This window comes from Enterovibrio gelatinilyticus (genome assembly GCF_028683095.1).
Lineage (GTDB): Bacteria > Pseudomonadota > Gammaproteobacteria > Enterobacterales > Vibrionaceae > Enterovibrio > Enterovibrio gelatinilyticus.
The window spans coordinates 1-13,468 of record NZ_JAJUBC010000032.1 but is presented as its reverse complement, the minus strand read 5'-3'; the positions used below and the strand labels follow the sequence as shown (position 1 = coordinate 13,468).

General features: G+C 48.1%; 13 protein-coding genes, 1 tRNA gene and 1 riboswitch. Of the genes, 3 read left to right on the top strand and 11 right to left on the bottom strand.

Annotation, left to right across the window (positions count from 1 at the left end):
* Positions 1–114: 114 nt before the first annotated feature.
* On the top strand, positions 115–993 hold the full coding sequence (locus LRP50_RS21125) for a DMT family transporter (RefSeq protein ID WP_274166414.1): 879 nt from the start codon (positions 115–117) through the stop codon (positions 991–993).
* 9 nt (positions 994–1,002) lie between these two features.
* Here LRP50_RS21125 and tsrA read toward each other — a convergent pair whose 3' ends face one another.
* On the bottom strand, positions 1,003–1,293 hold the full coding sequence (gene tsrA / locus LRP50_RS21120) for an H-NS-like global regulator TsrA (RefSeq protein WP_274166464.1): 291 nt from the start codon (positions 1,291–1,293) through the stop codon (positions 1,003–1,005).
* 233 nt (positions 1,294–1,526) lie between these two features.
* The gene (locus LRP50_RS21115) at positions 1,527–2,723 is read right to left on the bottom strand and encodes a multidrug effflux MFS transporter (RefSeq protein ID WP_274166413.1); all 1,197 of its coding nucleotides are present in this window, start codon (positions 2,721–2,723) and stop codon (positions 1,527–1,529) included.
* 99 nt (positions 2,724–2,822) lie between these two features.
* Between LRP50_RS21115 and LRP50_RS21110 the strand changes: the two genes are divergently transcribed.
* Positions 2,823–3,791: a LysR family transcriptional regulator gene (locus LRP50_RS21110; RefSeq protein ID WP_274166412.1), complete on the top strand. Its 969-nt coding sequence runs from the start codon at positions 2,823–2,825 to the stop codon at positions 3,789–3,791.
* 83 nt (positions 3,792–3,874) lie between these two features.
* The gene (locus LRP50_RS21105) at positions 3,875–5,662 is read left to right on the top strand and encodes an aminopeptidase P family protein (protein WP_274166411.1); all 1,788 of its coding nucleotides are present in this window, start codon (positions 3,875–3,877) and stop codon (positions 5,660–5,662) included.
* A 52-nt stretch (positions 5,663–5,714) separates the two neighbouring features.
* On the opposite strand, the gene thiH is transcribed toward LRP50_RS21105, so the two are convergent.
* From thiH to LRP50_RS21060, 9 genes are all read right to left on the bottom strand, one after another.
* Positions 5,715–6,827, bottom strand: coding sequence for a 2-iminoacetate synthase ThiH (thiH, locus tag LRP50_RS21100; RefSeq protein ID WP_274166410.1), 1,113 nt, complete (start codon positions 6,825–6,827; stop codon positions 5,715–5,717).
* 15 nt (positions 6,828–6,842) lie between these two features.
* Positions 6,843–7,613: a thiazole synthase gene (locus tag LRP50_RS21095; protein WP_274166463.1), complete on the bottom strand. Its 771-nt coding sequence runs from the start codon at positions 7,611–7,613 to the stop codon at positions 6,843–6,845.
* Positions 7,614–7,615: 2 nt separating this feature from the next.
* Positions 7,616–7,816 (bottom strand): sulfur carrier protein ThiS, encoded by a 201-nt coding sequence (gene thiS, locus LRP50_RS21090; RefSeq protein WP_274166409.1) that lies wholly within the window; start codon positions 7,814–7,816, stop codon positions 7,616–7,618.
* Complete coding sequence (locus tag LRP50_RS21085) at positions 7,797–8,591, bottom strand: HesA/MoeB/ThiF family protein (protein ID WP_274166408.1); 795 nt, start codon at positions 8,589–8,591, stop codon at positions 7,797–7,799. Before LRP50_RS21085 ends, thiS begins: the two co-directional genes overlap by 20 nt.
* The gene (gene thiE / locus LRP50_RS21080; protein WP_274166407.1) at positions 8,569–9,249 is read right to left on the bottom strand and encodes a thiamine phosphate synthase; all 681 of its coding nucleotides are present in this window, start codon (positions 9,247–9,249) and stop codon (positions 8,569–8,571) included. Before thiE ends, LRP50_RS21085 begins: the two co-directional genes overlap by 23 nt.
* 8 nt (positions 9,250–9,257) lie before the next feature.
* Entirely contained in the window at positions 9,258–11,171 is a 1,914-nt protein-coding gene (gene thiC / locus LRP50_RS21075) for a phosphomethylpyrimidine synthase ThiC (RefSeq protein WP_274166406.1), read from the bottom strand.
* Positions 11,172–11,279: 108 nt separating this feature from the next.
* Positions 11,280–11,378, bottom strand: a riboswitch (TPP riboswitch).
* A 50-nt stretch (positions 11,379–11,428) separates the two neighbouring features.
* The gene (gene crcB, locus LRP50_RS21070) at positions 11,429–11,812 is read right to left on the bottom strand and encodes a fluoride efflux transporter CrcB (protein WP_274166405.1); all 384 of its coding nucleotides are present in this window, start codon (positions 11,810–11,812) and stop codon (positions 11,429–11,431) included.
* 705 nt (positions 11,813–12,517) lie between these two features.
* Positions 12,518–12,594: transfer RNA gene (locus tag LRP50_RS21065), tRNA-Trp, on the bottom strand.
* A gap of 76 nt (positions 12,595–12,670) precedes the next feature.
* On the bottom strand, positions 12,671–12,811 hold the full coding sequence (locus LRP50_RS21060; protein ID WP_274166404.1) for a hypothetical protein: 141 nt from the start codon (positions 12,809–12,811) through the stop codon (positions 12,671–12,673).
* Between the last annotated feature and the right edge of the window lie 657 nt (positions 12,812–13,468).

Below are 13,468 nucleotides of genomic sequence, written 5' to 3'. Positions count from 1 at the left end.
GTGATTATTGCCTGTCTTGAAGGCTAATAAGACACTGGATAAATGTCCAGCCTTTCTGTTTAGAGGGAAGTGCTCTAGACTGCTGTTTTCCTTCTTATCAAGTAAGCATTTCTCATGAATGATCGCCTTGCGATTGGCTACGGATTGGCTGCGGTGTTGCTTTGGTCAACCGTCGCGACGGCCTTTAAAATCACACTCACCTATATGGACCCGATCCAAATGCTGGCTGCTGCCAGTGTAGTATCGGCGCTTTCCCTTGCCGCGGTTGCTGCTTGGCAAGGCACATTGAACCAATTAGCCTCAACCTTCTCTCGTCGTCCCTTGTATTATTTGATGCTTGGGCTTATCAACCCGTTTATCTATTATCTGGTGCTCTTCAAAGCCTACGATCTGTTGCCCGCATCTCTCGCGCAGCCTCTCAACTACAGTTGGGCGATCACCCTCACGCTCATGGCTGCCGTTTTTCTGGGTCAGAAAATTCGTCAACAAGATTGGATTGCTGCAGCTCTGGGTTATGCCGGTGTGGTCGTCATTGCCACTAAAGGCAATATTTTAGATTTGAACTTTGATAGCCCACTAGGAGTGGGGTTGGCGCTGCTTTCAACGCTATTGTGGGCAGGGTATTGGATTTTGAACGCGAAAAACCAAGCCGACCCCGTGATTGGGCTCTTGCTTGGTTTTATATTGTCCTTACCGTTTTCAATCGGCCTAAGCTTATACTCCAGCGATTGGAGTGGTATTCCATGGCAAGGCTGGTTGGCGGTAAGTTATGTGGGCCTATTTGAAATGGGGATCACATTCGTGCTTTGGCTCAAAGCCATGAAACTGGCCACCAATACCGCCAAGATCAGTAACCTTATCTTTATTTCGCCATTTATCTCATTGATATTACTTGCCAATATTATAGGCGAGCAAATCCACCCAACGACCTTAATCGGCTTGGTAATGATTATTGCCGGATTAGCTATCCAGCAACGAAAAACAAAGGCGTGATAAAAACAGTTAGGCGTTGCGCTGCGTTAGATATTGGCGCAGCTCTTCCACTGAAATGCCATCATCAGCAATTTCTTGTGCAAGCTCTTGAACGCGTTCACCACGGCGCTCTTCAATAATTTTATTGAACTGATGCACCAATTCACGCAATCCACTGATGGGTACTTGGCGAGCTGCACGTTGAATTCGATCTTCGCTCATACCGCTTAATTCAGTGAGAAGTTTACCAAACATCATTTTTTCAGGAGATTCGTCAAGCATCTCCAAGTGACGAGCTAATTCAAGCGTCGACATCGACATATATATACAGCCTATGGTTTTATTTTTAGGGAAAGAAATGAGGTGTTCGCACACTAAATATACTCCCTTTGCACAATAAGCAACAAAAAAATGCCCGCAGAAAATTTCTAACGGGCAAATAATTATCCATTTGTACTGTGTCAATCAGGCTCAATGCCCCTGAAAACCACCAATGTACAGATTAGGTTGTCGAGACCTTGCGCTTTTCGCGTCTTATTATTTTTATGGATTTATTAACACTCGGCGGTATGCCAGCGCTTGCCAGCAGAAGACCAAAGTAGGGCCAGTCCTGGTGCAATTAACAACATATGGAACACAAGGAGATGCGGTTCAGAAAGACCCGCGCGTTGCGTCAAGCTCACCAAAATACCCGCACCACTCATTTGGAATAACCCCAACAGTGCAGCCGCCGTTCCCGCTCTCTGACCAAAAGGCTCAAGCGCTTTACCCGCTGAAGAACCCAACACCCAAGCAAAACCAAACGAAGACATAAATACAGGCACCATGAACGCCCATGCTGTTTGTGTGGAGCTCAATGCTCCCATCAAGATGCCTGCAAATACCAATATCACCATGCCAGCGTTGAGCGTTTTACGACTGCCGACGGTATCCATGACTTTTGGCGTTGTCATGGATGCAAAAATATTGAGCGCGGCATTGATAGCAAACCATCCGGTGAATTGCTCCATAGACAAACCCAATCCGTTAATCAATCGCACAGGCGCCGAGGTCACATAAGCCAAAATAACAGCCATCGCCAACATACAAAGCACGGCGTGGAAGATAAACACAGGCTCTTTCAGTACTTGCCAATAACGAGATGGGCTCAACAATGCACCGCTTGAGTCAGTGTCAGCCGGACGTGTTTCGCGAAACAGGGTAAACACCAACACCAAAGCAACGATGGCATAGCCCATCATGAAGCTGAAGTTTGAGCGCCAGCCAAACTGTGCCGTTAGCCAACTGCCCAGCAAAGGTGCTAGCGCGGGAATAAAACAAATAGCGCCATTTAGGTAGCTGATCATCTGCCCACTTCGCTTTCCACCGAAGCTATCGCGTACCGCTGCAAACGCACACACCGAGGTTGCACATGCACCCAGACCTTGCAGCAATCGAGCGATTAACAACGCATCCAGTGATGATGCAATCCAAGCCATTGCGGAGCTTGCGGCGTAGATAGTGATCCCGACCAAGGCGACAGGTCGACGTCCAAAGCGATCAGCCAATGGGCCTGCCAACAACTGCCCCATGCCTAAACTCACCATAAACCAAGAGATAGTGTCTTGAATACGCGTAGGAACAACGTCAAATTCTGTGGCCATGATTGGCATGGCAGGCAAATAGATATCAATAGCCAGTGGGCTAAACAGTACAAGCAGTACCATCAAAGCGACCAAGCGACTATCAGGTTTTGAAGAAGAGATGGACATAAAGGACTCCTGATAAATTACCGCGCAGTGTAGTCTTGTTTTGATATGAATAAAAATGGCATATTGTCAGGTCAAACATTCCCCCATGGAATATCACAAATGAACTTAAATCGACTCCTCAGATATGATTTCAATTTACTGATTTGTCTCTATGTTTTGCTCGAAGAGTGCAATGTCACTCGGGCGGCTCAACGCCTTAACCTCAGCCAATCTGCTGTCAGCAAGAACCTGTCAAAGCTGAGGGAGCAGTTTGACGACCCGCTATTCAATCGCACGTCACGAGGGTTGCACCCCACAGCAAAAGCGCAGTCATTAAAGCCAGGCCTAAAGACACTGTTAAGTCATATTGAAGGGTTAACCGTGTCCGATGACTTCCACCCTGCCACCAGCGATCGTCGCTTTCATTTCGCCTTGGTTGAAAGTGCCTATCCGCTGCTGCTGCCTCGATTTTTGGGAGAAATACTGGATGCAGCGCCTTCCATCACACTGGATACAGAAGCATGGGGCGCAGGCACCTTTGATGCGATGGCTCGAGGAGAGGTGGACTTTGGCATTACTGGCAAAGATTTGAACCCTGCCGATGCCATGCTCACCCTAATGCCACCCAAAGGCATTGTTTATGAAGAACTTTATCAAGACCATCAAAAAGTGATTGTACGTAGAGATCACCCATTGCTCTCTCGGCCTTGGGACTTGGACCGTTACCTTAAGCAGCGCCACATACAGGTTCGTTGCGATGGCAGCGACCGATGGTTACTCGACTATAAACTGGCGGAGCGCGGGCTTGAACGAGATATCGCAATGTATGTCCCAGACTTCAACAGCGCTGCGAGTTTATGTACACACACAGATCTGATTTTTACTGCCCCCTCTCACTTTGCTCATGCTGCTGCGAAGCAGTTAGATCTCGTCGTAACAACCTTACCAGAGCCTCTTCCTCCGATGGCATATACGCTATTTTGGCATCAAAGTCAGGAATCCGATCCTGGCCATCGTTGGCTTAGACAGCTAATAATATCGCGCTGTAGACATATGACAGAAATTGCAGCGACCGAGGAAAACAAGTAGGTTAGAGGATTGAGGTGACCACATTCACCCCATGCTTTTTTGAACAATACGATCAATGAGAACAGATAAGAATAGGACGAAAAATGCACGCCAATTACGCTGAACGTGTCGACGCATTACGACGCTGGCTGGAAGAACAAGCACTGGATGCGCTGGTTATTCCACATGAAGACGAATTTCTTGGAGAATATATTCCTGCCCACAATGAGCGTCTTCACTGGGCCACTGGTTTCACCGGCTCGGCAGGTGCTGCCGTCATCACTCGCGATAATGCGGCCATGTTTGTTGATGGACGCTACACCGTACAGGTGCGCAAACAAGTTCCGGGTGACATTTTTGAATACCGTCATTTGATTGAAGAGCCTGCATTGCAATGGCTGCTCGCTAACCTGCCACAAGGCAGCAAGGTCGCTATCGACGCGCGTCTTCACAGTGCAAACTGGTTAGCCAACGCGAAGCAAGCCGTCGAAGGAAAGATCAACCTCATCACCATCGATAGCAATCCCATTGATACGTTGTGGCATGAACGCCCAGCACCTTTGCTCACTCAGGCTCGCTTGATGGGCAATGAAATCGTCGGTCAAAGCAGTGCTGATAAACGAGCAAAAATCGGTCAAGCACTCACACAAGCCGGCGCCGATGCTGCATTGCTTAGCCAGCTAGATAGCATTTGCTGGTTGTTAAATATTCGCGGGGGCGATGTGTCTCGTCTTCCTGTACTGCTCTCTACCGCCATCGTTGAAGCCAACGGCAATGTCACGTTGTTTATCGACCCGAACCGCCTACCTGAAGCGTTCTCGGCCCACGTCGGCGCAGGCGTGAGCATTCAATCGCCTGACGCATTGGCGTCATCTCTGGCTGGCTTTGGCGGAAAAACCGTCTTGGTCGACCCGCAAACCAGTAATGCTTGGGCGAGTGAAGTTCTTGCTAACAACGGCGCGTGTATCGTGCATGCCACGGACCCATGCATGCTCCCGAAAGCAGCGAAGAACCCAGTCGAGATTGCGGGTATGAAAGCCAGCCATGTTCGAGATGGTGTGGCAGTGAGTCGTTTCCTCGCTTGGTTGGATGCGCAGGTTAATGCCAACAACCTCCCTAACGAAGCCGAACTCTCTTACAAGCTCTATCAGTTCCGTGAACTCGATGAGACACTGGCAGATCTAAGCTTCGACACTATCTCTGCTGCAGGCGGAAACGCAGCGATGTGCCACTACAACCACCTCAACCAACCTAAGCCGGGCGAACTTGAGATCAACAATGTTTATCTGGTGGATTCAGGCGGTCAGTATCCTGATGGCACCACAGACATCACGCGAACTATAGCTATTGGTGAATGTGCCGACGACGTGAAGCAAGCCTTCACGCTAGTACTGAAAGGTCACATTGCACTCACCACGGCACGCTTCCCGAAAGGAACAGCTGGCAGCCAATTGGATGCACTGGCTCGCCAATATCTATGGGCGCATGGGTTTGACTACGACCACGGAACCGGACACGGTGTCGGTCATTTCCTGAGTGTTCACGAAGGCCCTCAGCGCATCGCTAAAGCGCCAAATACCGTCGCGTTATTGCCAGGCATGGTGTTATCGAATGAGCCAGGCTACTACCGTGCTAATGCATTTGGTATCCGCATCGAAAACCTTGAACTAGTGGTGGAGGTACCAACGCAAGGCGACATGACCATGCTAGGTTTCGAGTCACTGACTCGTGCTCCGATTGATCGTCGTTTGGTGGATATCACTCTACTGACAGACAGCGAGATCGCATGGTGGAACGATTACCACCAGAAGGTATGGACAGACATCAGCCCAAGCTTGGAAGGCTACGACTTAGCATGGCTAGAACAGGCCACGGCACCGTTGTCTCGATAAGTTCAGCAAAAGAAAAAGGCTCCTCGGAGCCTTTTTTAATTATCGATTCTTGCTAGCCCGAATACCCAACTTGCCAATCTTTCCACACCACATCAAAACCCGCCTGTTTAACCGCACTGGCTACCTCTTGGGCGCTGCGCTCATCGGATACCGCAAACTGCTCAAGTTCGGGTTCATCGTCTGCATATCCTCCCGGTTGCGTTTTCGATGCCGCTGACATCGAGGTAATACCAAGCGGTAGCACTTTGTCACGAAACGCAGGAGACTCTCTTGTCGATAAAGACAGCTCTACTTCAGGGTTAAACAAACGATATGCGCAAATCAACTGTACTAACTGTCTGTCTGTCATCACAGATTTTGGTTGAACAGCACCTTCGCACGGTCGTAAGCGTGGAAAGGAAATGGAATACCGGCTACGCCAATACGTTTGCTCCAAATAATCGAGATGACTGGCGGCAAAAAAACAATCTGTACGCCACTCATCAAGCCCAATCAAAGCGCCAATACCGATTTTATCTACGCCAGCTCGAGCTAAACGATCGGGAGTGTCCAAACGATACGCAAAGTCTGTTTTGTTTCCACGAAGGTGGTGCTCTGCGTACGTCGAGCGATTATAGGTTTCTTGGTACACCATGACGGCATCCAGCCCTAGCCCTTTCAATTCCGCATATTCCATTTCAGCCAAGGGCTGCACTTCCATCGCCAGATAACTAAAGTGCTGCTTGATAGCTGGAATAGCTTCTCGAAAGTACGCCATCCCCACCTTGGTTTGATGCTCGCCCGTAACCAGCAGAATGCTATCAAAACGCATCTGTTTTATTGCGTCACATTCGCGCTGGATTTCATCCAATGACAAAGTACGACGCTTAATACGGTTTTCCATTGAAAAACCACAATAGGTACACGCATTCGCACATAGATTGGAGAGGTACAAGGGCACATAGAAATTAACGGTATACCCGAAGCGACGTCGCGTCATCGCGGCAGCTTGTTGCGCCATTTGCTCAAGAAAAGGCTCAGCCGCCGGTGATATCAACGCCTTAAAGTCTTCAAGGTCGCGTTTGGGCTTCGCTAACGCTCGGCTGACATCACCCGCCGTTTTGCTATAGATGGAAAGTCGAATGTCATCCCAGTTTAAGGTTTTCCAATGTTCAGAAAAGCTCATCGTCCCTCCTGAACATTATGCCAGTTCATCGAGAAAAGCGGTCAAAGGGCTAGACGCAACAGCGTGTTGTACCTTGCCAGCTAAGCCCGCTTCATACGCCATTCGTCCGCTTTCTACCGCAAGCTTGAATGCACGCGCCATGGCAACCGGATTAGCTGCAGCGGCAATTGCTGTATTCACCAATACTGCATCAGCCCCTTTTTCCATGGCAAAGGCAGCATGAGACGGCGCGCCTATCCCAGCATCAACTACCACGGGTACTCGTGCTTGGTCGATAATGATATCGAGAAAATCACCCGAGACTAATCCCTTGTTACTTCCAATTGGCGCCCCTAAAGGCATGACAGCGGCACAGCCCACTTCCTCTAATCGCTTGCACAACACGGGATCAGCATGACAATACGGAAGAACAACAAAGCCTTCTTGCACCAACTGCTCCGCAGCTTTTAACGTTTCGATGGGATCTGGCATCAAGTATTTTGGATCAGGATGGATTTCCAACTTGAGCCAATGAGTACCGAGAGCTTCTCGCGCTAAACGTGCTGCAAAAACGGCCTCTTTCGCTGTTTTCGCTCCCGAGGTGTTAGGTAACAAATGGATACCAGACGCAATAAGAGGCGCAAGAATGTCATCATCACGGTTGGTGATATCAACGCGCTTCAGTGCCATGGTGACGAGCTCAGAACCGCTTTCTGAAATACTCTTCGCCATAACAGAGGTTCCGGAAAACTTCCCAGTCCCAGTAAATAGGCGAGATGAAAAGACTTTATCAGCAATGGTTAACATCATTATCCTCCAGCAATCGCCTGAAATATGGAAATCTGAATGCCTTCAGTTAAAGGCGTGTGTTGCCATTGGTGGCGAGGGACAATGTCACCCTCAATCGCCACCGCCACTGATTGCTCAGGTAACGCCAGTTCAGCTATCAGTGCCTTAAGTTGAATTGCGTCTTTTATGACGTAGGCATTGTCATTGAGCCAAATTTTCATCAAAGACCTCCTGCTGTTGAGCCTGACAAACCAAGCATTCCGTTTCACGAGGAATTGTCATTGCACGTAGTGACAAAGATTTTCCATCAAATTGGTAGAAGCGCGTCAGCGGCTTTTCTGATTGGGTAAGATATTTCAAGGTTTCAAGCGCTTGAAGGTTACCCATTATTCCTACCACCGGCCCAACAACCCCCGCACTTTGGCAATTTCGCACAGGAGTATCACTCGTTTCTGGAAACAAACAGTGGTAGCAAGGTGTCGCATTATCAGCAAAATCGAACACCATCAGCTGCCCACTCCAGCCAATGGCTGCGCCAGCAATTAGCGGCGTGTTCGATGCTACACAGGCTTGGTTCACGGCTTGGCGTGTTTCCATATTGTCACTGCAATCGAGCACAATATCTGCCAAAGAAATTTCCAATGTCAGTACCTTGCCTGACAAACGGCGTTCAACGGCTCGGGGTGAAACCAGAGGGTTAAGCGCCATCAATTGTGTTGCGAGCGCCTTTGCTTTCCCTTCACCAATATCCGTGTCGCGATAGGCTATCTGACGAGGAAGGTTTGAGCGTTCCACTTTATCGTCGTCAGCCAGCACAAGTTGACCTATACCTGCCCCAGCAAGATAAAGGCTTGCAGCTGTACCTAACCCACCACAGCCAACAACCAACACCTTGGCATTCGTCAGCTGTTTTTGCGCCTGCTCCCCCCAATCAGGAAGCATGATTTGACGGCTATATCGATCAAACGCTTGATCAGACAAAGGTAGTGCGTTCATTTCGCGCATCCTCTGTCAGAACTTCCGCAAATGCCTGTAAGGTCGCCGCTAAGTCATTCGATTGGGTAACCGCTCGAACTACGGCAATAGCGTCAACACCGGAGCGCCAAACATCGGCAGCTACCGAGAGGTCAATCCCACCAATGGCGACCGTAGGAAATCGACCACTGACCGTTTGTAGATGTGTTTTCAACTGATTCACACCTTGAGGCGGTGTTGGCATTTGCTTGGTCGGTGTTGGAAAGATATGCCCAATCGCGAGATAACTCGGGGTCAGTGACATCGCGATATCTAGTTCATCTGCCGTGCGCGTCGACACACCAAGCCTTATCCCTGCTTTGGCGATTGCATTAAGATCCGCAGAAAGAAGATCATCTTGGCCAAGGTGAATACCATAGGCACCAGCAGCAAGCGCTTTTTCCCAATGATCATTGATAAATACCTGCGCATTACACAACCTGCCGCACTTAACTGCCTCTTCAATCATGGTGCTTAGATTTGGGTGATTTGCATCTTTCACACGAAGTTGGACGGTACGCACACCAAACGCTAATAGTCGTTTGAGCAACGCAATATCATCAACAACAGGATAAAGAGGGCCTATGCCCTCATTCATCCTTGCGAAAGATAAATTCTTCAACAAGGTAGGAGTAGTCATCGCTCCTCCTACGCTTTTTGATGGTAAAGTTCGCTACCCTTGGCTAAGAACTCCGCAGATTTTTGCTTCATTCCTTCTAGCGGATCGTCCAGCATTTTTACTTCAATTGCGTCACCAAGCTCTTGATTCTTGGCGTACTCCCTCACTTCTTGGCTGATCTTCATCGAGCAAAATTTCGGGCCACACATTGAACAGAAATGCGCGACTTTCCCTGACTCTTGGGGAAGCGTTTCATCGTGATAAGCACGAGCGGTATCAGGGTCGAGTGCGAGATTAAACTGATCTTCCCAGCGGAACTCGAAGCGAGCTTTAGACAGCGCATTGTCTCTCACTTGAGCGCCAGGGTGACCTTTCGCCAAGTCAGCAGCATGTGCGCACAGCTTATAGGTAATAAGCCCCACTTTAACGTCATCTTTGTTGGGCAAACCAAGGTGCTCTTTCGGGGTCACATAACAAAGCATTGCACAGCCAAACCAACCGATCATGGCTGCGCCAATACCTGAAGTGATGTGATCGTAGCCCGGTGCGATGTCTGTGGTAAGAGGCCCAAGGGTGTAGAAAGGCGCTTCATGGCAATGCTCAAGCTGCTCGTCCATGTTTTCTTTGATCATGTGCATCGGCACATGTCCCGGCCCTTCAATCATGACCTGAACATCGTATTCCCAGGCTACCTTAGTCAGCTCACCCAAGGTGCGAAGTTCAGAGAATTGCGCTTCGTCATTTGCATCTGCGATCGATCCAGGTCGTAACCCGTCACCAAGCGATAGGGCAACATCATATTGCGCACAAATTTCACAGATTTCTCGGAAATGTGTGTAAAGGAAGCTTTCGGTATGGTGAGCAAGGCACCACTTCGCAATGATAGAGCCACCGCGAGAAACAATGCCAGTCACTCGTTTTGCGGTCATAGGAACATAGCGTAGCAGCACACCAGCGTGGATAGTGAAGTAATCAACGCCTTGCTCAGCTTGCTCAATAAGCGTGTCTCTCATCACTTCCCATGTCAGATCCTCAGCTACACCATTGACCTTCTCTAACGCTTGATACATTGGCACGGTGCCAATAGGCACTGGGCTGTTACGTAAAATCCACTCGCGAGTTTCGTGAATATTTCGCCCTGTAGAAAGATCCATCACAGTATCGCCACCCCAACGCGTCGACCACACCAACTTCTCCGTTTCTTCTTCGATAGAAGAGCTCACCGACGAGTTACCGATATTTGCATTCACCTTCACCAAAAAGTTTCGGCCAATGATCATCGGCTCTGATTCTGGGTGGTTGATGTTTGAAGGAATAATGGCGCGACCTTCCGCGACTTCTTTACGAACAAATTCTGGCGTGATTTCTTTGGGTAAGTTTGCTCCGAAGTTTTGACCTGGGTGTTGACGGTTAAGCTGCTCATCGGAATAAGTTGGGTTACCCATGTTCTCGCGTATCGCTATATATTCCATCTCAGGCGTGATGATCCCTTGGCGCGCATAGTGTAGCTGTGTCACGCAATGCCCATTCTTGGCACGACGTACGCTCGGTAATTGACCAAAACGCAGTTCATCTAAGGTGTCATCATCTAGACGAATTTGGGCAAACTCTGAAGTAACTTTATCGAGCAGCTCCGTGTCTGAACGCTCTTCAATCCAGCGCTCACGAAGTTTCGGTAAACCAGAATATATATCGATGTCATAACTCGGGTCGGTATAAACACCCGAAGTATCATAGACTCGAACAGCTTCGTTATCTTCAAACTGAGGGTTTTGCTTGTCTCCACCTATAAGGCTTGGCGCCAAAGAGATTTCGCGCATACCAACACGAATATCAGGGCGAGAGCCTTCTACATGGATTTTCTGAGAATTAGGGAAAGGTTGTACCGACAGGTTGTCGATAAAGGTTTTTGCATCATTTCTAGATTGTTTACGACTCGACATAGCATTACTCCAAATATTGTGGGAATAAATGCTTGCCGGATTGGCTCTGCAAGAGTTTGATTGCTCAAAAATACACCTATCTGAAAAATAGATATACCTACGGCATTAATGTTTGCTTCTCTTGTTTCCTTCGCAGGTATTAGCCTGATCAGGTTCAACGGATCCCGCTTTCGCGGTCTCAGCCAAATGGCACTCCGACAAGTATTAGCCAGCAGTATAGGTAATCGAATCAACCATCTCAACCTCAGAGTCTGTGACTAACTGCGCATTAATAGCTGAAAACCTGCCCAAGCAGCAAAAATACAAACCACTACATTCAACACAATGTTAAGCCCCATTTTGAACCACTCCCCCTGCTGAAGAAGTAAAACGTTGTCCATGGAGAATGTTGAAAAAGTTGTTAAGGCGCCAAGAAAGCCAAGGCCAACAAGGTGTCGCCAAGGACCCGGGCCAAACGTTTCTTGTTCCAATGCAGCAACGAGCACGCCCATTATCAAGGAACCAATAATGTTCACAACCAGCGTCCCGTATGGAAATCCGCGTCCTAGTAAAATCGCGCAAAGCTCAGAAATGAGATAACGAGAACATGCGCCAGTCGCACCACCAATGGCAATATAGAAAAGCAAAACTGCTTGATTCATGGCATCAACCACTTTTATTGATTAAAAAGTGGAAACAGGATACGCCCAATAGAAGCCAAGTGCGATGGCTGGATCAGGATATAAAAAGGATCACTCAGAAAAAGCGACATAAACGAAAAAGACTCCAACATTTCTGCCGGGACGCGCAGTCTAGAGCATGAAAGTGGAAGGGGTGGAGAGATTTGACCGGGCTGGCGTTCCAGCTCCCAACATCACTTTTCAAAAGTGACAGATACGAAAAAGCCCCGACATTGCTGTCGAGGCTTTAAATGTGGCAGGGGTGGAGAGATTCGACCGGGCTGGCGTTCCAGCTCCCAACATCACTTTTCAAAAGTGACAGATACGAAAAAGCCCCGACATTGCTGTCGAGGCTTTAAATATGGCAGGGGTGGAGAGATTCGACCGGGCTGGCGTTCCAGCTCCCAACATCACTTTTCAAAAGTGACAGATACGAAAAAAACCCCGACATTGCTGTCGAGGCTTTAAATATGGCAGGGGTGGAGAGATTCGACCGGGCTGGCGCTCCAGCTCCCAACATCACTTTGAAAAAGTGACAGATACGAAAAAGCCCCGACATTGCTGTCGAGGCTCTAAATGTGGCAGGGGTGGAGAGATTCGACCGGGCTGGCGTTCCAGCTCCCAACATCACTTTGGAAAAGTGACAGATACGAAAAAGCCCCGACATTGCTGTCGAGGCTTTAAATGTGGCAGGGGTGGAGAGATTCGAACTCCCAACACGCGGATTTGGAATCCGCTGCTCTGCCAATTGGAGCTACACCCCTATATGAACGCCATTTTAACGAGAATAAGATAAATAGCTAGGGATTAATGCCAACACGAGCGCTAAGTGCTCAGTAATTATGCTAAATCATGTTTTTCGGCTTGATTCTGTTTGTATTTATTAAAAACCAACAGACCAATCAATGCAGGTCCAGCAACAGCCATAGCAACGGCGGTGCATAACAATGTCATTTGAAGTAACGCTGATAAATCATTCATTGCAATGACTCTCCAAACCAATAAATGTGAGATGCATAATACCGAGATGGTATAAAAAATAATTCTTAATAGTAAGAACACGTATCGATCAAGTTAACATTTACATCATTTAATACGTAATAAATCAACATTGATCATCAAATGTATAAATAATCATACATTAAGTATTAGCCTTACCAATCTTATAAATCAAATTGTTAATAGGCAATTCGTTAAAAAATACAATGAGAGTTGTTCAAAATTGCCTAAGTGAATCGACAGCACTTCCCAAGCAAAGTCTAGAACCCAATTTTTCGTTTACACCAGGCTAGAAAGATAAGCGCAGGAACATGCACTACTCACTAAAACGAGATAAATAAGACACAAAGAATGGGGGAATTTAAACAACAAAAGCACGAAAAACAGGTCAACACATGACGAACAGGGAAGATCTCGAATCTCAATTAACACTTCAGGGGAATCAATTAGAAGGCGAGTAAGCGTCTTTGCTATATGCTACAAACGATAAAAAGCCCCGCTATTGCTAGCGAGGCTTCTTAATAAATGGCGGAGCGGCCGGGGGCGCGCTCGTCCGGGACTCAAGCCGAAGGCTCGTGAGAGTCCATCCACAAAACTCACAGACGATAAAAAGCCCCGCTATTACTAGCGAGGCTTCTT

Bases quoted from the DNA above. Each gene is read 5' to 3' on its own strand.
- LRP50_RS21125 (WP_274166414.1), top strand. From the start codon at position 115: ATGAATGATCGCCTTGCGATTGGCTACGGATTGGCTGCGGTGTTGCTT.
- tsrA (WP_274166464.1), bottom strand. From the start codon at position 1,293: ATGTCGATGTCGACGCTTGAATTAGCTCGTCACTTGGAGATGCTTGAC.
- LRP50_RS21115 (WP_274166413.1), bottom strand. From the start codon at position 2,723: ATGTCCATCTCTTCTTCAAAACCTGATAGTCGCTTGGTCGCTTTGATG.
- LRP50_RS21110 (WP_274166412.1), top strand. From the start codon at position 2,823: ATGAACTTAAATCGACTCCTCAGATATGATTTCAATTTACTGATTTGT.
- LRP50_RS21105 (WP_274166411.1), top strand. From the start codon at position 3,875: ATGCACGCCAATTACGCTGAACGTGTCGACGCATTACGACGCTGGCTG.
- thiH (WP_274166410.1), bottom strand. From the start codon at position 6,827: ATGAGCTTTTCTGAACATTGGAAAACCTTAAACTGGGATGACATTCGA.
- LRP50_RS21095 (WP_274166463.1), bottom strand. From the start codon at position 7,613: ATGTTAACCATTGCTGATAAAGTCTTTTCATCTCGCCTATTTACTGGG.
- thiS (WP_274166409.1), bottom strand. From the start codon at position 7,816: ATGAAAATTTGGCTCAATGACAATGCCTACGTCATAAAAGACGCAATT.
- LRP50_RS21085 (WP_274166408.1), bottom strand. From the start codon at position 8,591: ATGAACGCACTACCTTTGTCTGATCAAGCGTTTGATCGATATAGCCGT.
- thiE (WP_274166407.1), bottom strand. From the start codon at position 9,249: ATGACTACTCCTACCTTGTTGAAGAATTTATCTTTCGCAAGGATGAAT.
- thiC (WP_274166406.1), bottom strand. From the start codon at position 11,171: ATGTCGAGTCGTAAACAATCTAGAAATGATGCAAAAACCTTTATCGAC.
- crcB (WP_274166405.1), bottom strand. From the start codon at position 11,812: ATGAATCAAGCAGTTTTGCTTTTCTATATTGCCATTGGTGGTGCGACT.
- LRP50_RS21060 (WP_274166404.1), bottom strand. From the start codon at position 12,811: ATGAATGATTTATCAGCGTTACTTCAAATGACATTGTTATGCACCGCC.